Origin of the sequence: Parazoarcus communis, from assembly GCF_003111665.1 — a bacterium.
Taxonomy (GTDB): Bacteria; Pseudomonadota; Gammaproteobacteria; order Burkholderiales; family Rhodocyclaceae; genus Parazoarcus; species Parazoarcus communis_B.
The window spans coordinates 3,226,241-3,247,385 of record NZ_CP022188.1 but is presented as its reverse complement, the minus strand read 5'-3'; the positions used below and the strand labels follow the sequence as shown (position 1 = coordinate 3,247,385).

The 21,145-nt window shown below is 63.9% G+C and carries 17 protein-coding genes and 2 tRNA genes; 15 read left to right on the top strand and 4 right to left on the bottom strand.

What is annotated here, in order from left to right; all coding sequences use genetic code 11:
- The first annotated feature begins 14 nt into the window (after positions 1-14).
- Positions 15-1,613: a malate synthase A gene (gene aceB, locus CEW87_RS14815; protein WP_108974184.1), complete on the top strand. Its 1,599-nt coding sequence runs from the start codon at positions 15-17 to the stop codon at positions 1,611-1,613.
- 73 nt (positions 1,614-1,686) lie between these two features.
- Here aceB and CEW87_RS14810 read toward each other — a convergent pair whose 3' ends face one another.
- Positions 1,687-3,198, bottom strand: coding sequence for a hypothetical protein (locus CEW87_RS14810; protein ID WP_159098173.1), 1,512 nt, complete (start codon positions 3,196-3,198; stop codon positions 1,687-1,689).
- 250 nt (positions 3,199-3,448) lie between these two features.
- Complete coding sequence (locus CEW87_RS14805) at positions 3,449-4,171, bottom strand: murein L,D-transpeptidase catalytic domain family protein (protein ID WP_108974180.1); 723 nt, start codon at positions 4,169-4,171, stop codon at positions 3,449-3,451.
- A gap of 151 nt (positions 4,172-4,322) precedes the next feature.
- On the opposite strand from CEW87_RS14805, the gene CEW87_RS14800 reads away from it, so the two are divergent.
- The 3 genes from CEW87_RS14800 (at position 4,323) to CEW87_RS14790 (ending at position 6,243) form a co-directional block, all read left to right on the top strand.
- Positions 4,323-5,933: a L,D-transpeptidase family protein gene (locus CEW87_RS14800; protein WP_108974178.1), complete on the top strand. Its 1,611-nt coding sequence runs from the start codon at positions 4,323-4,325 to the stop codon at positions 5,931-5,933.
- Positions 5,934-6,005: 72 nt separating this feature from the next.
- A tRNA-Met gene (locus CEW87_RS14795) sits at positions 6,006-6,082 on the top strand.
- An 84-nt stretch (positions 6,083-6,166) separates the two neighbouring features.
- Positions 6,167-6,243: transfer RNA gene (locus CEW87_RS14790), tRNA-Met, on the top strand.
- Between the two features lie 209 nt (positions 6,244-6,452).
- Here CEW87_RS14790 and dctP read toward each other — a convergent pair.
- Positions 6,453-7,490 (bottom strand): TRAP transporter substrate-binding protein DctP, encoded by a 1,038-nt coding sequence (dctP, locus tag CEW87_RS14785; RefSeq protein WP_108974176.1) that lies wholly within the window; start codon positions 7,488-7,490, stop codon positions 6,453-6,455.
- Between the two features lie 339 nt (positions 7,491-7,829).
- Here dctP and CEW87_RS14780 point away from each other — a divergent pair, with 339 nt between their 5' ends.
- From CEW87_RS14780 to lpdA, 11 genes are all read left to right on the top strand, one after another.
- Entirely contained in the window at positions 7,830-8,399 is a 570-nt protein-coding gene (locus CEW87_RS14780) for a TRAP transporter small permease (protein ID WP_108974174.1), read from the top strand.
- A 12-nt stretch (positions 8,400-8,411) separates the two neighbouring features.
- Positions 8,412-9,692 carry a TRAP transporter large permease gene (locus CEW87_RS14775; protein ID WP_108974172.1) on the top strand — a complete coding sequence of 427 codons (1,281 nt, stop codon included), beginning with the start codon at positions 8,412-8,414 and terminating at the stop codon, positions 9,690-9,692.
- Positions 9,693-9,704: 12 nt separating this feature from the next.
- Complete coding sequence (locus tag CEW87_RS14770) at positions 9,705-10,469, top strand: Asp/Glu racemase (protein WP_108974170.1); 765 nt, start codon at positions 9,705-9,707, stop codon at positions 10,467-10,469.
- Positions 10,466-11,452: a hydroxyectoine utilization dehydratase EutB gene (gene eutB / locus CEW87_RS14765; RefSeq protein WP_108974168.1), complete on the top strand. Its 987-nt coding sequence runs from the start codon at positions 10,466-10,468 to the stop codon at positions 11,450-11,452. The genes CEW87_RS14770 and eutB overlap by 4 nt, the downstream gene beginning before the upstream one ends.
- Positions 11,453-11,512: 60 nt before the next feature.
- Complete coding sequence (locus tag CEW87_RS14760) at positions 11,513-12,910, top strand: PLP-dependent aminotransferase family protein (RefSeq protein ID WP_108974166.1); 1,398 nt, start codon at positions 11,513-11,515, stop codon at positions 12,908-12,910.
- A gap of 180 nt (positions 12,911-13,090) precedes the next feature.
- Complete coding sequence (locus CEW87_RS14755; RefSeq protein WP_108974164.1) at positions 13,091-14,080, top strand: cyclodeaminase; 990 nt, start codon at positions 13,091-13,093, stop codon at positions 14,078-14,080.
- A gap of 25 nt (positions 14,081-14,105) precedes the next feature.
- A complete protein-coding gene (gene doeA / locus CEW87_RS14750) occupies positions 14,106-15,293 on the top strand; it encodes an ectoine hydrolase DoeA (RefSeq protein WP_108974162.1) in 1,188 nt (395 codons plus the stop codon).
- 41 nt (positions 15,294-15,334) lie between these two features.
- Positions 15,335-16,522: an ectoine hydrolase DoeA gene (gene doeA / locus CEW87_RS14745; RefSeq protein WP_108974160.1), complete on the top strand. Its 1,188-nt coding sequence runs from the start codon at positions 15,335-15,337 to the stop codon at positions 16,520-16,522.
- 5 nt (positions 16,523-16,527) lie between these two features.
- Complete coding sequence (gene doeB / locus CEW87_RS14740; RefSeq protein ID WP_108974159.1) at positions 16,528-17,520, top strand: N(2)-acetyl-L-2,4-diaminobutanoate deacetylase DoeB; 993 nt, start codon at positions 16,528-16,530, stop codon at positions 17,518-17,520.
- A gap of 45 nt (positions 17,521-17,565) precedes the next feature.
- On the top strand, positions 17,566-18,744 hold the full coding sequence (locus CEW87_RS14735) for a cystathionine gamma-synthase family protein (RefSeq protein WP_108974157.1): 1,179 nt from the start codon (positions 17,566-17,568) through the stop codon (positions 18,742-18,744).
- 77 nt (positions 18,745-18,821) lie between these two features.
- Complete coding sequence (gene lpdA, locus CEW87_RS14730) at positions 18,822-20,606, top strand: dihydrolipoyl dehydrogenase (RefSeq protein ID WP_108974155.1); 1,785 nt, start codon at positions 18,822-18,824, stop codon at positions 20,604-20,606.
- Between the two features lie 66 nt (positions 20,607-20,672).
- On the opposite strand, the gene CEW87_RS14725 is transcribed toward lpdA, so the two are convergent.
- A complete protein-coding gene (locus tag CEW87_RS14725; protein WP_108974153.1) occupies positions 20,673-21,140 on the bottom strand; it encodes an Lrp/AsnC family transcriptional regulator in 468 nt (155 codons plus the stop codon).
- Positions 21,141-21,145 lie beyond the last annotated feature (5 nt).

Genomic DNA, 21,145 nt, shown 5'->3' with positions numbered 1-21,145 from the left:
CTGAAGGATTCCACATGAGCCTCAACCTGCCCCAGGGCATGCAGATCAACGCCCCCATCGAAACCCGTTTCGACGAGATCCTCACCCCCGAAGCCCTCGCCTTCGTAGCCAAGCTGCATCGCGCCTTCGAGCCCCGCCGCCGCGAACTGCTGCAGGCGCGCATCGACCGCCAGGCACGCATCGATGCCGGCGAGATGCCCGATTTCCTGCCCGAAACGCAGCACATCCGCAATGGCGACTGGCAGGTTGCCCCGCTGCCCAAGGCGCTGGAATGCCGCCGGGTGGAGATCACCGGCCCGGTCGAGCGCAAGATGATCATCAACGCCTTCAACTCGGGCGCTGACTCCTACATGACCGACTTCGAAGACTCGAACAGCCCCAACTGGTCCAACCAGATCCAGGGCCAGGTCAACCTGTATGACGCCGTGCGCCGCAAGATCAGCTACACCAACGAGGCCGGCAAGGAGTACCGCCTCAACGACAAGATCGCCACCATGCAGGTGCGCCCGCGCGGCTGGCATCTGGACGAAAAGCATGTGCTGGTCGATGGCGAGCGCGTGTCCGGCGGCCTGTTCGACTTCGCCCTGTTCTTCTTCCACAACGCCCGCGAGCAACTGTCGCGCGGCTTCGGCCCCTTCTTCTATCTGCCCAAGCTCGAGAGCCACCTCGAAGCCCGCCTGTGGAACGACATCTTCTGCATGGCGCAGGACGAGATCGGCCTGCCGCGCGGCACGATCAAGGCCACCGTGCTGCTCGAAACCATTCTCGCCACCTTCGAGATGGAAGAGATCCTGTACGAACTGCGCGAACACTCCGCCGGCCTCAACGCCGGGCGCTGGGACTACATCTTCTCGTGCATCAAGAAGTTCAAGAAGAACACCGACTTCTGCCTTGCCAACCGCGCCACGATCAACATGGAAGTGCCCTTCATGCGCAGCTATGCGCTCGCCCTGGTGCAGGCCTGCCACAAGCGCGGCGCCCCGGCCATTGGCGGCATGAGCGCGCTGATCCCGATCAAGAGCGATCCGGAAGCCAACGAGAAGGCCATGGCCGGCATCCGTCACGACAAGAATCGCGACGCCAACGACGGCTATGACGGCGGCTGGGTGGCACACCCGGGTCTGGTGCCGATTGCGATGGAAGCCTTCACCACGGTGCTGGGCGATCGCCCCAACCAGTGGGACAAGCAGGTCGGCGGCAACTACGGCCCCAGCGACTGGCTCGACTTCCAGCCCGAGCAGCCCATCACCGAGGCGGGCGTGCGCAACAACATCAACGTTGGCATTCACTACCTCGGCAGCTGGCTGGCCGGTAACGGCTGCGTGCCCATCCACAACCTGATGGAAGACGCGGCCACCGCCGAGATCGCACGCTCGCAGATCTGGCAGTGGGTGGTGTCGCCCAAGGGACGCATGGACGATGGCCGTGAAGTGACGGCCGACCTGATCCGCAGCATGATTCCGGAAGAGCTGGCCAAGGTGAAAGCCACGGTGTCGGCGCAGGGCGAACAGACCGCCACCTACGACCAGGCCGCCGGCATCTTCGAGAAGATGAGCCTCACGCCCGACTTCCCGGAGTTCCTGACCCTGCCGCTGTATGAGGCAATGGACTGACCGGCTCAGCCCTCAAGTGAGTGCCTTGAAGTGAAAACGGCCCCGCGAAATATCGCGGGGCCGTTTCAGTTGATCACGGGCAAACCGCACTCGTCGGCCTGTTGTTGCGCCCCACCACACGATCCTTCGCCAGCGAAAAATACGGATCGCAGGCAGGTGGCGTCGCGCCGGTGCTGACCATGAGCTGCGCGGAAGACAGCCCCTCGGTGCCGCTGGCATCGACCGCACGCACGAGATAGCGATAAGTGGTCTGCGGCTGCAGCCCACGGTCCACCCAGGACGGTCCATCGACCGTCACCGCGGTCACCGCATGCATGACGCTGCCGACGCCCGCGTCCGCGCCTTCACCACGATAGATCCGGTAGCCGGCAGCACCGGCAACCGGCGTCCATGCCAGCGCAACCTGATCCGCAGAACGGTCGACCACCCTCAAGTCGGGCATCTGCGTCGCGACGGGCGCAACGCGTCCTGCGCCACCGCTGGCGAGCTTTTCCACCATGCGCCAGATCGCGGAAATCTGCACCCCGTCGCGGGTCGCATAGTGGCCGGGCATGTCGTAGCCGAAGTCGGTGTAACCCCACCAGTCCCAGCACCCCTTCGGATTGAAGGGCGTAATCGGTACCGCGCTGGTGGCGGCGGTCTGCGGATAGAGCACGACGATACGGTTGGCATCGGCCCATTCGTTGAAGCCAGCGCGGGTCACAAAGTCTTTCCCGATCAGTCCGGCCTGCTGCTCGCAACCGTGGAAAGCCACATGCAATCTGCAGGCTTCACCAGCAGCGCATTCGGCCGGCACATACAGATAGCCGGTGTCCGCCATCGACGCCCGGATCGGGTTCAGCGGCTGGCCACCACGCTGGATGAAGGGGCGCTGGTCGAACTCGCGTACCTGCCCCTTGAGACTGGCAGATGCGCTGCGCGCCAGTGGCCCGTAGAACAGCTGCAGCGCAGCACCTGCGGCGTCGTAAGTGGGCGCCCCGGCATCGCCGTCGGGGCAGCTGTTGATGAATGTCCCACCCGTCGTCGCACACGGATTGCACACCGCGCCATTGGCGTCCGCACAGCTCGCCGAGATCTGCGCATGCGCCGCACGCAATTCGTTCTTGTAGAAGATCTGGGCTGCCGGTACGAAACCTTCGTACCAGGCGTGCAAGGCATCGCTGACAGGGCGCTTGACGATGCCGTCGTTGTAACCGTGAAAAATCCACACCCGCTGACGCTGCAGATTGCTCACGTCGTCGTTCAGGCCACGCGCAGACCATGCGCGGGCCGTGGCATGCATGTCACTCAGGTTGATATCGGCAATCGGCTGTGCCGGGTAGGACGGGTCGCCCTGCATGCAACGCGCCATCACCTTGCCCACCCCGCTGCCTGCCCATGAATCGCGTCCGGCGCAAAAGTACGGACCGCCCGCTGTGGCAGCAACCCCGCTGATGGTGGCCGCATGCGCGGTACCGAACTGCACCGCCATGAAGGCCCCCGAAGAAATGCCGGACACCGTCGTTTGCGGCAGGTCGAGCACGTACGCGGGCAGATCCTCTGCCATGGCGGGCGCCAGCACCACCAGCGAACTTGCCGCCAGCATCGCCAGGATCCCTGTCCGTAGCCGCCACCTTCTCTCAACCGCCATTCCTGTCCCCTTTGTGCAATGCATTGGTTACCGGGAACATAGACGGCGATCATGCAAACGGCAAGGGATGCGGCGATGGATGTCGGCCTGCCTGCGCGCAGCGCCAGGGCGACAGCAAGCACATCCGGTGCGCGAAGCCGTCGCCGGAAAGAAAAAACGGCGCACGCGGCGCCGTTTCATGATCGAGCGGAGTTAAAGCCCGCGCTCAGCTACCCAGATCCTGCATCGTCGCACGGGCGGCCGCCACGGCGGACTCGTTGCAACGCAGGTAGCGCGACGAGGCCAGCCACTTGCGGTCAGGGTAGTAGGAGAAAACGAACTGCCCTTCCTTCAGATGGTCTATCACCCTGCGGGCAACGCCGTCCGCCACGGCAGGACAGCCCTGACTGCGGCCGAGGCGGCCGTTTTCCGCGATGAAGTTCGGATCGACATACGAGGCCCCGTGGATCACGATCGCACGCTCGTAAGCGTTGTCGTTTACACCGGGTTCGAGTCCCTGCATGCGCAGGGAGTAGCCGTTGCGACCGTCGTAGGTTTCGCCGGTGCGAAACAGGCCGATACTGCTCTGGTTGCTGCCGACGCGATTGGAGAAGCTGGTGGCGAGTTCATCACCGGAGTTGCGACCGTGTGCGACCAGTTCCTCGTGCAGCACCTGCCGCTTGTCGAGATCGAACACCCACATGCGCGGCACGTTGGCAGACAGGGAGTAGTCGATTACCGCCAGACGACTCGACGATTCGACCCCTGACGCCGTCGCGCACTGCATGGCGGACAAGGCAAGTTTGAGCACCTGGGGTGCAAGATTTGGCGCAGCAGCGGAAAGCTGCGCCTCGAGCAGTGCATCGGACGAGCCCGCCGATGCATTTGAAGACAGCACAAACAGAGGCAGGCCCAGCACGAGGGCTGCCTTTCGAAGCGAAACGTTCATTGTGTGAAATCCGTCCGGCTTGACGAGAACTAAGGCGCGCTGATCGAGCGCCCTGCTCTTTTTGTATGTCAATATCGTCCCTGAAGCTCGGCAAAACGACTTATTTTGCACAAACAGACCGCATCTTATCAGGCAGTTGCAGAAAACGCAGATGAAAAATCGTATCAACTCCCCAATCCGGGCAGTCCTGTTATTCCCGCTGTTTATTGCCTCCCTGCTCACCGGCGTCGCAGCGGCGAACGACAACGCGGTCAGCGCCGAACTGCGCGCGCAGCTGCAGCCCGTGATCGAGGGCCGCGCCCATGACACCAAGGTGCGCACAGAACTTGCCCGCGCGTATGCCGCACGAGATTTCGCACCGCTGTGGCAAGCACCTGCACGGCGCCAGCAGTTGCTCGCCGAGATCGAGGCCCTCGCGGATGACGGCCTGAACCCTGATCACTACCTGGCTGAGCTCCTGCGCAAACCGCTTGCGGCGTCCGGCACAGCCATGCAGCGCGCGCAGGACGACATCCGGATCAGCGAAGCGTGTACCGCAGCCCTGAATCATCTGCAGCGCGGCGTGCTCGACCCGGCCCGCGCGGGCCACTACTGGCGGCCATCCTCGCTGCCTGCACCAGATCTGCCCTCCCCCGCGGCCCAGCTCGGCAAGCCCGGTGACGCCGACCTTGCGGCCCTGTTCAACCGGTTTCGCCCAAAAACGGAGCTCTACACCGCGCTGCGCAAGGCCATGGCTGAAGCCCGTCAGGAGCAGTCCGGGGCTGGCCTGCCTCAGGTGTCACCCGGCCCGACGCTCAAGTCCGGCATGAGCAGCGCCCGCGTCATCGAACTGCGGGCAAGACTCATTGCCAGTGCCTATCTCGACGCACAGGACAGCTTCAGCCCGCAGATGGACGACACGCTGGTCGACGCCGTGCGCGCATTTCAGCGCGACCAGGGTCTGGAGGCGGATGGTGCCGTCGGCCCGATCACGCTCGGGGCCCTGAACCGCAGCCTCGCGGAACGTCAGGCCATGCTGCGCATCAATCTCGAGCGTTCGCGCTGGCTTGCTGCGCGCCAGCAGGGCGACTACGTACTGGTGGATATTGCGGGCTATCGCCTCTCCTACTTCCGCGACGGCGTCCCCCTGTGGTCGGCCAGAACACAGGTCGGCACAGCGGCGCGGGAAACACCGGAACTGTTCTCGCGCATCACCCACTTCACCATCAATCCGACCTGGACCGTGCCGCCGACCATCCTCAGGAAGGACATCATCCCCAAAGCCAGCACCGACCCGGAGTACCTGGCCAGCCGCAATATCCGCGTTCTCGACCGGGACGGCGACGAGGTTGACCCCGCCACCGTCGACTGGAGCAACACGTCCGGCCTGACCCTGCGCCAGGACGCCGGCGATGGCGCAGCCCTGGGCAAGGTCGCGATCCGCTTCTCCAACCCCTACGCGATCTACCTGCACGACACACCCAACCAGCGCCAGTTCAAGCGCAGCACGCGCGCATTCAGCTCTGGCTGCGTGCGGGTTGAGGACGCACTCGACCTGGTCAGGCTGCTGATCGAGGGCAACGGCGGCGACGCCCATGTGGCGCGTTTCGAGTCGGTGCTGGCCAGCGGCAAGACCGGCAATCTGAGCCTCGCGGGCTCCGTCCCGATCATCATCGCCTACCTCACCGCCGCCCCGGACGCCGAAGGTCGCATCACCTACCGCCCCGACATCTACAGCCGCGATGCCGAGCTGATGGCCGCCCTCGATACCGCGTCGAAGTAATCCCTTCGAAACGGTTTTTTCAGGTTTACCTTGATTTTCAGCCCCGCGTTGTTTATAGTGCTGCTTCTCCGACGCGGGGTGGAGCAGTCTGGCAGCTCGTCGGGCTCATAACCCGAAGGTCGCAGGTTCAAATCCTGCCCCCGCAACCAAGATTCACGAAAAGGCCAGTCGCCGTTTCCTGACTGGCCTTTTTGATTCAGCTTCAAACTGCGCAAGCAGTGCACGATCTCCGACGCGGGGTGGAGCAGTCTGGCAGCTCGTCGGGCTCATAACCCGAAGGTCGCAGGTTCAAATCCTGCCCCCGCAACCAAGCTTCAGCATCAAAGCCAATCACTTCACGGTGATTGGCTTTGTTGTTTTCGGCTCACCGATCTCGCCCGGATCAAGGCCCGTTCGCACCAGCGACACCTGCCTTCAGCACTCGACCGCCCAGCGCCCCCTGCCTGAAAAAAAACGGAGCAGACCCTTCCAGGCCCGCTCCGTTTTCATCTCATCCGCGCACTTGGCGCAGCGGCTCGATCAGTTGGCAGCCATCGTCTTTACCGCTGCATCGATGTCCGCCTTGAGCTCCTTCAGAATGGCACCGGTACGACCGCCGACCATGCCGACCAGCTTCTCGGCCAACGGTTCGGCGCGCTTGCGGAACACTTCGCGCTCGGCATCGGTGAGCGTGACAACCTTCAAATTGGGATTGTCCTTGCGCATCTTGTCGACCGCTGCAGCATTCTTCTCCCGCTCCGTCTTCAGAATGTACTGCTGCAACTCGTCCCGTACCGCTGCGAGCATCTTCTTGCGCTCGGGCGAGAGCGATTCGTAGAAGTCGGCGTTGGCAACCACGGTGGTCGTGTACTCGACGTCACCAACGTAGATCAGATGGTCGGTGACTTCGTGAAACTTGGCGCTTTCGATGAAGAAGGCCGGGTTGACCTGGGCCTGAATGACATTCATCTGCAGACCACCGTAGACCTCGCCCCATGGCAATGCGACCGGGTTCGCACCGTACAGCTTGAACTGCTCGATGAGGATCGGTGAGGTCATCACGCGAAACTTCACGTCACCCAGGTCGGCAGGCGTCCGCACTTCCTTCTTGGTCGTCCAGATCATCTCGCCTTCCGGATAGACCGTAAAGAGCTTGAGTCCCTTGGCCGCGAAGTCCTTTGCCAGCGAGCCATAAAGTGCCTTGCTGTTTGACAGCACGGCAGCCTTCGGCGCATCCGCCTTGGGCAGGAGGAAAGGCAGGCTCAGCACCTGAACCTCGGGCACGAAGGTCCCAAGATGGCCGGGCGACGCGTTCGAGAACTGAATCGCGCCAGCCGCCGTGAGCTCGGTAAGGTCATTCTCGTTTCCGAGCTGGCCATAGGTGTAAATCGTCACTTTCACCTTGCCATCGGTGCGCTGCTCGACCAGTTTCTTGAACTGCTCGGCGTACAGCGCCTGAACATCGCCTGGTCCTTCCTCGACCGCGAACTTCCAATCTTCGGCACTTGCAATGCCGACTGTTGCAAGACTGATCGCCGCACCGGCAAACAATTGCTTGAGGGTCTGACTGATGGCCATTGTTTCGTCCTCTGTTCTGAGTGGATTGAGTGGGCCTGGCACCGCCGCTGCGGCAACTCGACACGGATTCGAGATTACGCCGAAGACATCCCCCTGACATTGCACTAGAACACTTTCAGCACGCACCAAAATCGAACCCCAGAATGGTGCACATGCACATCAAAGGTGCGATGTCAATATTGTGCTAGTGCATTAGCTTGACACACCCCTCCCACATAGACTGACCCGGTCGAAAAAACGAAATATTGTGACGGCCGGGCCGGCAGAATATTGCCGCAGAATACTTTCATGCACGCAACGCTACGCGGGGAAGCTGCCCTGCAGACAGAGGAGGTACAGATGGACAAAGCGCCCTCGCAGGGTCTGATCCTGCAAACCCTACGTTGCATCGACCAGGGTCTGGCCGTGCTGGAAAAGCAGCTCCTTGCCTGGGCCATCATCCTGATGGCAGTCAATACACTGGGTAACGTCGCAGCCCGCATCGGCTTCAACAGCAGCCTGTTCTTCTCCGAAGAACTCAACCAGTTCCTGATCGTGCTGATTACCTTCGTCGGTACCAGCGCGGCCGCCCGCCAGGGCCGCCACATCCGCATGTCCGCACTGACCGACATGCTTCCCCTCGAACACCGTCGCAGGGCGCTCGCCACGATTCAGGCGCTCACCGCCATCGTGCTCGCGACGCTTGCCTGGTACGCAACAACCTACATCCTGCGCACCCAGGCGATGGGTCGCGTCACCCCGGCACTGCAGTTCCCGATGTGGATCACGCTGTTGTGGATTCCTCTGGGCCTGAGCATCGCAACCCTGCAGTTCGGGCTCACTGCCCTGGTCAATCTGCGTACCCCCGGCAGCGTCCATGTCGCACCCCGTGTGCGTGAGCATGACGAAGTCGACATGCCTTCGATCTGAGAGGACAACACCATGGCGCTCACGATTCTGCTCATCATGCTCCTGATGATGCTGGCGGGTTTCCCGATGATGATACCGATGCTGGTCGCGACCTTCGTGGCCTTCTTCGCGTACTTCCCCAATATCAAGACTGACATCATGGTGCAGCAGATGATCAGCGGCATCAGTCCGGTGGCATTGATCACGGTACCGATGTTCATTCTCGCGGCCGACATCGTCACCCGCGGACGCACCGCGAACCGGCTGCTCGACCTCGCGATGACCTTCTTCGGCCATATCCGCGGTGGCCTGGCGGTGACGGCAGCCGTGGCCTGCACGATGTTCGGCGCGATCTCGGGCTCGACGCAGGCAACCGTGGTAGCGATCGGCGGACCGCTGCGACCACGCATGCTGAAGGCCGGCTACGACGACAAGTTCACGACCGCGCTGATCATCAACGCCTCCGACATCGCCTTCCTGATCCCGCCCAGCATCGGCATGATCGTGTTCGGCATCGTCGGCAAGGTGTCGATCGCCGAACTCTTCCTTGCCGGCATCGGCCCCGGACTGCTCATTCTCGCGCTGTTTACCGTGTTTTCGGTGTGGTACGCATGGAAGAAGGACATTCCGCTGCTGCCCCGCTCAAGCTGGGGCGAGCGCCTGCGGGCGATGCGCAAGGCCGCGCTCGCGACCTTCTTCCCGGTGCTGATTGTTGGCGGCCTCTACGGCGGCTTTTTCAGCCCGACCGAGGTCGCAGCGATCGCAGTGCTCTACGCCTTTGTGCTGGAAGTATTCATCTACCGCGCGGTAAAGCTCTCGGACATTCCGAGCATCGCCTATTCGACGGGGCTCATCACCGGCATCGTGTTCATCCTCGTCGGTACCGGTGCGGCCTTCTCGTGGATCATCTCCTTTGCCCAGATCCCGCAGCAGATGATCGCCGCGCTCGGGCTTGCCGAGGCCGGACCCTACACCATCCTGTTCGCCATCTCGGTCGCGTTCTTCATTGGCTGCATGTTCGTCGATCCGATTGTCGTCACCCTGATCATGACGCCGATCTTCATGCCGCTGGTGCATTCGGCCGGCATCGACCCCGTGCTCGTCGGCACCATCATCACCATGCAGATGGCCATCGGTTCGTGCACCCCGCCCTTCGGCTGCGACATCTTCACGGCCTGCGCAATCTTCCGCAAACCTTATATGGAAGTGATCCGCGGCACGCCGCCGTTCATCGCAATTCTGCTGTTCGCGTCGCTGCTGCTGATCTTCATCCCCGAGATCGCGCTGACCCTGCCCACACTCGCCTATCGCTGACCGGAGAACCCCTTGCGTATCGACATTCTTCCCACCGCTGCACATGCACCCGCTGTCGAGCGTGCCCGGGTCGGCCTGCTTGGACTGGCCACCGATCTCAACAGTGAGGCTGACCTGCGCCGCATGCTGCCCGCCGATATCGGGCTGTACTGCAACCGCGTCAAGCACGCGAACCCGATGACACTGGAAGCGCTGCGTGAGGTCGCCGACGATCTGCCGCGCGCCGGACGCGATCTGCTGCCGGGGCTCACGCTCGACGTCGTCGCATACGGCTGCACCTCGGGCACCATTGCGCTGGGTGAGGCCGAGACACTCGCGCTGCTCGGCCGTGCCAAGCCATCGCACCACCAGACCACACCGGTCACCGCGAGCCTCGCGGCGCTGGCGCGGCTCGGCGCACGCCGCGTCTCGATCCTGACCCCCTACCGTGCGGACGTAAACCGCGCGCTTGGCGACTACTACGCAAGCCGCGGGCTGGACGTGCTGAATGTGTCGGGCCTCGACATGGACGACGACTACGCAATGACTGCAATCCCGCCGGAAACGATCGTGGAGGCGGGAATCCGTGCGATGGCCCCCGAGGCCGATGCGCTGTTCATCTCGTGCACTGCGCTGCGTTCGAGCCTCGCCGTCGAAGCGCTCGAGATCGCACTCGACCGGCCAGTGGTCACCAGCAACCAGGCGATCGTCTGGCACACGCTGGACCTCACTGGCCTCACCGCACCTGAGGCCCCCGGCCGGCTGTTCGACACCCTAGAGGAACGCGCACCGCAATGACCCAGGACATCCGACTGATAGACCTCTACCGCGCCCGCCACCGCATCCGCAGCCATGTGCTGCACACCCCGCTCGTGGCCTCCGAAAGCCTGTCCGGCAGGCTTGGCACGCCGGTGCACCTGAAGCTCGAATGCCGCCAGACCACCGGCAGCTTCAAACTGCGCGGGGCGACAAATGCGCTGCTCGCGCTCGACGATGCGGCGCGCGCGCGCGGCGTGATCGGCGTCTCCACCGGAAACCACGGCCGCGCGCTCGCGTATGCAGCAAAGCAACTGGGCGTGCGCGCCGTAATCTGCATGTCGCGCCTGGTGCCGTCGAACAAGGTTGAGGCGATCCGCGCGCTCGGCGCCGAGGTGCATATCACCGGTGCGAGCCAGGACGAGGCCGAGCAGGAGGTGGCACGCCTCATCGGCACCGAGGGACTCACCCTGCTGCCGCCCTTCGACCACCCCCACGTGATCGCCGGCCAGGGGACTGCGGGCCTTGAGATCCTCGACGACCTGCCATCGGTCGACACCGTGCTCGTGCCCTTATCGGGCGGCGGACTGATCGCCGGCGTCGCACTCGCAATGAAGAGCGCCTCGCGCGACATCCGGGTCATTGGCGTAACGATGGAACGCGGTTGCGCGATGCACGCCAGCCTTGCCGCGGGACGGCCGGTGCAGGTCGAGGAGCTGGAGACACTTGCCGATTCACTAGGTGGCGGTATCGGCCTGGACAATCGCCACACCTTCCGCATGGCCCAGGAGTTGGTCGACGAAACAGTGCTAGTCTCGGAAGCAGAGATCGCACAAGCGATCAGGCACGCCTATCGCGAGGAGCGGCTCATCCTCGAAGGCAGCGGATCGGTCGGTATCGCAGCGCTGCTAAGCGGTCGCGTCGAAAACCCCGGCACCACCGTTGTCCTCGCCAGTGGTCAAAACATCGACATGGCACTGCATCGGCAACTCGTCTGCGAACAGGGCAATGACGGCGCCACCTGAGCCAGTAACCACACCCGCCCCGAACGGCCATCGGGCGCGGGACAGCGCGAGGAGCAGCTCATGATGGAGAAATGGCGAAAGGCACTGGACGCAGTGCGCGGCGGGGAGTCGAAGTACAAGATCCTCGTCCAGGCGATCGCCGCGGACATCGATAACGGCACGCTTACCGAAGGCACCCGCCTGCCGCCGCAACGCGAAGTCGGCAATAAGCTCGGCATCAGCGTGCAGACCGTCACCAACGCCTACAAGGAGCTTGAGCAGACTGGCGTCATCCGCTGCGAGGTCGGGCGCGGCAGCTTCGTCGCCAAGCGCGTCACCGAAAAGGTGGCGAGCTACATGCTCGATCGGGCCGAACGTTCGTTGATCGACTTTTCCATGGCGCGCCTGATCTACACCGAAGCGCATGACAATGCCTGGCGTGACGCCTGTGCGGCCCTGGCAGCCCAGCCGGACCAACCGTGGATGCACGCCTGCCGCCCGATTGCAGGATTCGAGCACCACCGCGCAGCGGGTGTCGAGTGGGTTGCCGGCCTGGGGATCGAGGCTTCGATCGAGACACTGTTGATCACGAATGGCGCCTCACATGCGCAGTTCCTGGCGCTCGCCTCACTGGTGAGCCCCGGCGACACGGTCCTCACTGACAGCATCACCGACCACGGCGTGATTGGTTCGGCACAGGTGCTGGGCTTCACCCTCAAGGGGCTGGACGCCGACGAATACGGCATCCAGCCCGACCATTTCGAAGACATGTGCGCCAATGAGCGGATCACCGCACTGGTGTGTACGCCAAACCTGAACAACCCGACCGGCACCCTGATGTCGGACTCGCGTCGGCGAGCGATTGCCCGCATCGCAGAGCGTTACGGTGTGTACGTAATCGAGGACGACGTCTTCGGACCCTTGCTCGCCCAGCGTCCGCCCCCCATCACCAGTCATCTTCCCGAACTGGGTTTTTATCTGACGAGCTTCACGAAGTCGGTGCTGACAGGACTTCGCACCGGCTATCTCAGGATGCCACGGCGCCTGGCACTGCGCGTCGAGAGCATCCTGCGCGTCAATTGCTGGATGGCGACCCCCTTGCTTGCCGAGGTCGCAACACGCTGGATCGCGGATGGTACCGCCACCCGCCTGGTGGCGTTGCAGCGCGAGCACCTTGCGCTGCGCCACCGGATGGTCGAGGAGCATCTCGGCGAATTCACCCTGTCGAATCACCCCGCAGCATTGTCCGCCTGGGTGGGGGTTCCGAAGCACTGGCAACTCGACAGTCTGGTAGAACAGTTACGTCATCACCTTGTCGCGGTCACGTCGCCCGACCCCTTTCTGACCCTCGGCACACCCCGCCCGAACGCCATTCGCATCTGCCTTGGTGCGGACGACAGTGACGTCCGGATCAACGGCGCGCTGGCGACAATCGCAGACATTTTCCGCCAGTATCCTCAGGTGCACCACTACCTCTGAGCATGCCTCCGGCCTGCCGTGGCGCACGCCTTGTCAGACCGGATTTCGATACCTGACTGCAGCAATACAGGAATATCGTCCGCATTGCACTAGGACACGCAGAACCCCCGATCCGCCCTCCTACACTGATCCGCAATCCCCGACGCATCGGCCGGGGTTCTCCGGACAAAAGAGGGCTGCATGTCGAAAGTCATTCTGCTGAGCGAATCCGATCTGCGGGCCTGCGTCACTCTCGACGCGGCCACAGTCGATTGTGTCGAAAACGCGTTCCGCCTGCTCGCCACCGAGAAGGTCGTGATGCCGCCGATTCTGCGGCTCGACATCAAGGAGCATAACGGCGAAGTCGATGTAAAGACCGCTTACCTGCCCGGCCTCGACAGCTTCGCGATCAAGATGAGTCCGGGCTTCTTCGACAACCCGAAACTGGGTCTGCCGAGCCTGAACGGCATGATGGTGCTACTCAGCGCCCGCACCGGCGTGCCCGAAGCCCTGCTGCTCGACAACGGCTACCTCACGATGGTGCGAACGGCGGCCGCAGGTGCAGTCGCCGCACGCTGGCTCGCTCGCGAGGATGCACGCCGTGCCGCCGTGATCGGCGCCGGCGAGCAGGCGCGACTGCAGCTGAAGGCGCTGACCCTGGTACGCGGAATCACATCGGCCACGGTGTGGGCACCGCGCGCCGAGGCCGCACAGCGTTTCGCCGAAGAGATGACGCACGCGCTGGGCTTCCCGGTGAGCGCCTGCGAAAACATCGACGCAGCGCTCGACGGCGCCGACGTCGCGATCACGACGACGCCCAGCCATGCGCCGCTGATCGAGGCACGCCACCTGCACCCCGGTCTGCACATCACCGCGATGGGGTCGGATGCCGAACACAAGAACGAGATCGCCCCCGCCGCGCTGACCGCAGCACGCTATGTCGCTGACCGCCTCGCCCAGGTGCGCGTGCTCGGCGAGCTGCATCACGCCATCGAGGCCGGCGTCGTCGCCGCCGACGCGCACTTTCCCGAGCTTGGTCAGATCATCGCCGGGCAGACGCCGGGCCGCACACAGCGCGACGAAGTGACGATCTGCGACCTCACCGGCACCGGCGCCCAAGACACCGCCATTGCGACCCTCGCCTTCTCGCGGGCCGTCGCCGGCGGGTATGGCACCGCATTCGAATCCTGATACCGCGCCAGACCGGAGAGCGCCCATGCCCGAACACATCAACCTGCCTTTCGAACGCACCGAGTACGCCAGCCGTCTCGCCAGAACCCGCGCGGCAATGGACGCGCGCGGCATCGACGTACTGATCGTTACCGACCCGACCAACATGAACTGGCTGACGGGCTACGACGGCTGGTCCTTCTATGTGCACCAGTGCGTGATCGTCGGTCCCGAGGGCGAGCCGGTGTGGTTCGGTCGCGGGCAGGATGCAAACGGCGCGCGCCGTACCGCGTGGATCGCCGAAGCGAACATTGTCGGCTACCCCGACCACTACGTGCAGTCGACCGAGCGCCACCCGATGGACTACCTCGCCGCCGAGCTCATCACGGACCGCGGCTGGGCCGGCAAGCGCATCGGCGTCGAACTCGACAACTACTACTTCTCCGCCGCCGCCTACATGTCGCTGGTCAAGCACCTGCCGCAGGCCACCCTCATCGACGCCACCGCGCTGGTGAACTGGCAGCGCGCCGTGAAGTCGCCGCGCGAGATCGAATACATGCGCATCGCCGCAAAGATCGTCGAGCGCATGCACCAGACCATCGTCGACACCATCGAACCCGGCATGCGCAAGAACGAACTCGTCGCCCGCATCTACGCCGCCGGCATCGAGGGCGCCGACGGCCACGGCGGCGATTACCCGGCGATCGTGCCGCTGCTGCCCACCGGGGCCGACGCCGCCGCACCGCACCTGACCTGGGACGACAGCCCGATGCGCTCGGGTGCCGGCACCTTCTTCGAGATCGCCGGCTGCTACCGCCGCTACCACTGCCCGCAGTCGCGCACCGTCTTCCTCGGCCGCCCGCCCAAGCACTTCATCGAAGCCGAGAAAGCCGTGATCGAAGGCATTCACGCCGGTCTCGACGCTGCGCGCCCCGGCAACACCTGCGAGCACATCGCCAACGCCTTCTTCAAGGTGCTCAAGAGCTACGGCATCGAGAAGAACAGCCGCTGCGGCTACCCGATCGGCGCGAGTTATCCGCCCGACTGGGGCGAGCGCACGATGAGCCTCAGACCCGGCGACCGTACCGAGCTTGAACCCGGCATGACCTTTCACTTCATGCCCGGCATCTGGGAGGACGACTGGGGCCTCGAGATCACCGAAAGCATCCTCATCACCAACACCGGCGTCGAAGCCCTGTGCAACACGCCGCGAAAACTCTTCGTCAAGGAATAAGCGCGACAGCCCACCGCCGCGACCAGGAAAAGGACAAGGACATGCCCGAGAACATCAATCTGCCATTCGAGCGCACCGAATACGCCGCACGCCTCGCCAGAACCCGCGCTGCAATGGACGCGCGCGGCATCGACGTGCTGATCGTCACCGACCCGACCAACATGTACTGGCTCACCGGCTATGACGGCTGGTCCTTCTATGTACACCAGTGCGTGATCGTCGGTCCCGAGGGAGATCCGGTCTGGTACGGCCGCGGCATGGACGGCAACGGCGCCGACCGCACCGTGTATATGTCGGCAGAGAACATCGTGCGCTACCCCGACCACTACGTGCAGTCGACCGAGCGCCACCCGATGGACTACCTCGCCAGCGAGCTCATCGCCGCGCGCGGCTGGGCCGGCAAGCGCATCGGGGTCGAGCTCGACAACTACTACTTCTCCGCCGCCGCCTACCTGTCGCTGGCGAAGAACCTGCCGCAGGCCAGCCTTGTCGACGCCACCGCACTGGTGAACTGGCAGCGCGCCGTGAAATCGCCGCGCGAGATCGAATACATGCGCATCGCCGCGAAAATCGTCGAGCGCATGCACCAGACCATCGTCGACACCATCGAGCCCGGCATGCGCAAGAACGAGCTTGTCGCCCGCATCTACGCCGCCGGCATCGAAGGCGCTGACGGCCACGGCGGCGACTACCCGGCCATCGTGCCGCTGCTGCCCACCGGGGCCGACGCCGCCGCACCGCACCTGACCTGGGACGACAGCCCGATGCGCTCGGGTGCCGGCACCTTCTTCGAGATCGCCGGCTGCTACCGCCGCTACCACTGCCCGCAGTCGCGCACCGTCTTCCTCGGCCGCCCGCCCAAGCACTTCATCGAAGCCGAGAAAGCCGTGGTCGAAGGCATTCACGCCGGTCTCGACGCTGCGCGCCCCGGCAACACCTGCGAGCACATCGCCAACGCCTTCTTCAAGGTGCTCAAGAGCTACGGCATCGAGAAGAACAGCCGCTGCGGCTACCCGATCGGCGCGAGTTATCCGCCCGACTGGGGCGAGCGCACGATGAGTCTCAGACCCGGCGACCGTACCGAGCTTGAACCCGGCATGACCTTTCACTTCATGCCCGGCATCTGGGAGGACGACTGGGGGCTCGAGATCACCGAGAGCATCCTCATCACCGACACCGGCGTCGAAACCCTGTGCAACACGCCGCGCAAACTTTTCGTCAAGGAGTGAGCGCAATGAAACCCTCTCCGATCAGCACCTCCGTCGATTTCGCTCGCGACGGGGTGCAGCACGGCTTTCTGAAGCTGCCCTACTCGCGCGACACCGCCGCATGGGGCGCAGTGATGATTCCGGTCACGGTGATCCGCAATGGCGATGGCCCCACCGCGCTTCTGACCGGCGGCAACCACGGCGACGAGTACGAGGGCCCGGTCGCGCTGACCAAGCTCGCGACGACGCTCTCGGCCGACGATGTGCGTGGCCGCGTGATCATCGTGCCCTACATGAACTACCCCGCCTTTCTTGCCGGCACGCGTACGTCGCCAATCGACCGCGGCAACCTCAACCGCAGCTTTCCGGGCAGGCCGGACGGTACGATCACCGAGAAGATCGCCGACTACGTGCAGCGCCATCTGCTGCCCCTCGCCGACTACGTGCTGGACATCCACTCTGGCGGCAAGACACTGGATTTCGTGCCCTTCGCGGCCATCCACGTCCTTGAGGACAAGGGACAGCAGGAACGTTGCGAGGCCGCGATGCAGGCCTTCAACGCACCGTACTCGATGCGTCTGCTCGAACTCGACAGCGTTGGCATGTTCGACACCGCCGCGGAGTCGGCTGGCAAGGTCTTCGTCTCGACCGAACTCGGTGGCGGCGGCAGCGCGACTGCCCGGAGCATCGCGATCGCCGACCGCGGCGTGCGCCAGTTCCTGATCCACGCCGGCATCTGCGCAGGACACATCGAACGCAAAGAGAGCACGACCCTCGACATGCCCGACGGTGACTGCTACGTGACCAGCGTGCACGACGGCCTGCTCGAGATGTGCCGCGACCTCGGCGATCACGTCGAGCGCGACGAGGTGATCGCACGCGTTCATGACGTGAACCGTACCGGCGAGCCCCCCATCGAGTACCGCGCACGCCGCAGCGGCACGCTTGCGGCGCGCCACTTCCCCGGCCTCATCGGCCGCGGCGACACCCTTGCGGTGGTCGCCGACATTGTTGCTTGAACAATCCTCAAGCGCACCCGAAACACACCCCAAGGAGAAACAACCATGAGCGGATTCAAGAATGCAGGCACCGGCGCAGTATGGGCTGGCGAAGAACACCTTTTCGCCGAGGGCGCCATCTGCCTGCCGGTCTATAACTCGGTCACCTTCGGCTATGACGACATGGACGAATGGCACCAGGTCGGAATGGGCAAGAAGAAGGGCCACATCTACTCGCGTAACACCAACCCCACAGTGCGCCCGCTCGAAGAAAAGATCCGCATCATGGACGGCGGCGAGGAAGCCACCAGCTTCTCCACTGGCATGGCAGCGATCAGTAACACGCTGTTCGCGCTGCTCGCCCCGGGCGACCGCGTGGTGGCAATCAAGGATACCTACGGCGGCTCGAACAAGATCTTCATCAAGTTCCTGCCGGACCTGAAAGTTGATGTTTGCATGGTCGACACCAGCGACTTCGAGGCCATCGAGCGCGAGGTGAAGAAGGGCTGCAAGGTCCTTTACCTCGAGACCCCGACCAACCCGACGCTGAAGATCGTCGACATCGAGCGCCTGGCGAAAGTGGCACACGAGAACGGCGCCATCGTCGTGGTCGACAACACCTTCGCCACGCCGATCAACCAGCGCCCGATCAGCCTGGGCGCCGACATCGTCGTCTACAGCGCCACCAAGTACCTCAACGGTCACTCGGACGTCATGGGCGGACTGGCGGTGGGCAAGAAGGAACTGATCGACCAGATCTTTCATTATCGCGAGATCACCGGCGCCACCCTTCACCCGCAGTCGGCGTACATGATCCTGCGCGGAATGAAGACGCTGGAGCTGCGCATCGCGCGCCACAACGAAAACGCGATGAAGGTCGCCACCTTCCTGTCGCAGCACCCGAAGGTCGACCAGGTCTACTACCCCGGTCTGGAAACGCACCTGAACCACGCCATCGCCAAGAAGCAAATGAGCGGCTTTGGCGGCATGCTGAGCTTCTCCCTGAAGGGCGGCTTTGAGAACGTGGTGACCTTGCTGGAAAACCTCAAGTACGCGCACAAGGCCGCAAGCCTGGGTTCGGTCGGCACGCTCGTCGGCCCGCCGCGCACCACCAGCCACGTCGAGCTGACCGAGCAGGAACGCGCCAACGCCGGCATCCCCGAGAGCCTCATCCGCTACTCGGCCGGCATCGAGAACGGTGACGACCTTGTCGCCGACCTCGAGCAGGCGCTGGCGAAGATCTGACTCGCCCCCCCACGCTCGTCCCTCATTTCCACGACAAGACCGCCGCCCCGCCAGGGGCCGGCGGCGCAGGAGCATGCATGAGCCAGATCATTGACATCAAGGTGCCCGACATCGGCGATTTCGACTCGGTGCCGCTCATTGAACTGTTCGTGAAGGAAGGCGACACCCTCGCTGTCGACGACGCAATCTGCACGCTTGAGTCCGACAAGGCGACGATGGACGTCCCCTCGCCGGCCGCCGGCATCGTCACCGAGGTGCTGGTCAGGCTTGGCGACAAGGTCGGCGAAGGCGCTGTACTGCTGAAGCTGGAGGCGGCAGATGCCGCCCCCGCTGCAGCCCCGCCCCCGGACACGATCCCGGCTGCGCCCACAGCGGCTGCGGTAACGGCCCCGCGCGCTTCCAGCCACGCCGGCGAAGCCGACATCGAGTGCGACATGCTGGTGCTCGGTGCCGGCCCGGGTGGCTACTCGGCAGCCTTCCGTGCTGCTGATCTCGGCCTGAAGACAGTCATCGTCGAGCGCTACGCCGCCCTGGGTGGCGTATGCCTCAACGTAGGCTGCATCCCGTCCAAGGCGCTGCTGCACGTGGCCAACGTGATGGACGAAGCCAGCCACTTTGCCGACCTCGGCATCGATTTCGGCACGCCGAAGATCGATATCGACACGCTGCGCGGACACAAGGAAAAGGTCGTCGGCAAGCTGACCGGCGGCCTGGCTGGCATGGCCAAGGCACGCAAGGTCGAGACCGTGCGCGGTTTCGGCTTCTTCCTCGACCCGAACCATATCGAAGTTGAATGCACCACCGGCACGGCGCAGGCCAAGACCGGCGAAAAGAAGGTGGTCAGGTTCAAGCAGTGCATCATTGCGGCCGGTTCGCAGGTCGTCGGCCTGCCCTTCATGCCGCAGGATCCGCGCGTGATTGACTCCACCGGTGCGCTCGAACTGCATCAGGTGCCCAAGCGCATGCTGGTCATCGGTGGCGGCATCATCGGCCTCGAAATGGCTACCGTGTATTCCTCACTCGGTGCCCGCATCGATGTCGTCGAGATGATGGACGGCCTGATGCAGGGAGCAGACCGCGACCTGGTGAAGGTGTGGGAGAAGAAGAACGCACACCGCTTCGACAAGGTCATGCTCAAGACCAGGACCGTTGGCGCAGAGGCCAAGGAAGACGGCATCTGGGTCAGGTTCGAAGGCGAGAAGGCACCCGCCGAGGCGCAGTGCTACGACCTGGTGCTGGTTGCGGTCGGCCGCAGCCCGAACGGCAAGAAGATCTCGGCCGACAGGGCCGGGGTGATCGTGAGCGATCGTGGCTTCATCCCGGTCGACAACCAGATGCGCACCAACGTGCCGCACATCTTCGCCATCGGCGATGTCGTCGGCCAACCGATGCTTGCGCACAAGGCAGCGCACGAGGCCCACGTGGCGGCCGAAGTCGCGGCGGGACACAAGGCCTCGTTTGACCCGATGCAGATCCCCTCGGTTGCGTACACCGACCCGGAAGTGGCATGGGCGGGTCTGACCGAAGAGCAGGCCAAGGTGCAGGGCATCAAGTACGAAAAAGGCCTGTTCCCGTGGGCAGCCAGCGGCCGGGCGATTGCCAATGGCCGTGACGAAGGCTTCACCAAGCTGCTGTTCGACGCCGAAACCCATCGCATCATCGGCGGTGGCATCGTCGGCACCCATGCTGGCGATCTGATCGGCGAGGTCTGCCTGGCGATCGAGATGGGCGCCGATGCGCTGGATATAGGCAAGACCATCCACCCGCACCCGACCCTGGGCGAAACCGTCGGCATGGCCGCGGAGGTCGCTCACGGCAGCTGCACCGACGTGCCTCCCGCGCGCAAGAAACAAGCCCTCTGAAGCGCTCATTGTTTCGATTGGACGGCGACCCTAGGGTCGCCGTTCTTCTTCGCGTCCCGGTGGTGCTCAGGCGAGGTCGATCGGCAGAGCCGTCTTGTACTTGACCTGCTTGAGCGTCATGCTCGAGCGAATGTTCGAGACGTGCGGAATACGCGCCAGCCGGTCGACGATGAAGCTCTGCAGCGCCTTGAGATCCGGCGCCACCACCCGCAGCAGATAGTCCGAATCGCCGGTCATGAGATAACACTCCATCACCTCGGGATAGCTGTCGATGGTCTCTTCAAAGACCCGCAGCGCGCTGCCGATCTGCTTCTCCAGGCTCACCTGGATGAACATGGAGATATCCAGTCCGACGGCTTCCGGATCGAGCAAGGTCACATAACCCCGAATCACGCCCGCAGTCTCCAGGTCACGCACCCGGCGCAGGCAGGGCGCGGGCGAAAGATGGGCGCTCTCGGCAAGGGCTACGTTCGTGATGCGCGCATCGGACTGCAATCGGTTGAGCAAAGCGACGTCGGTCGCGTCGATGTCCACGGCAT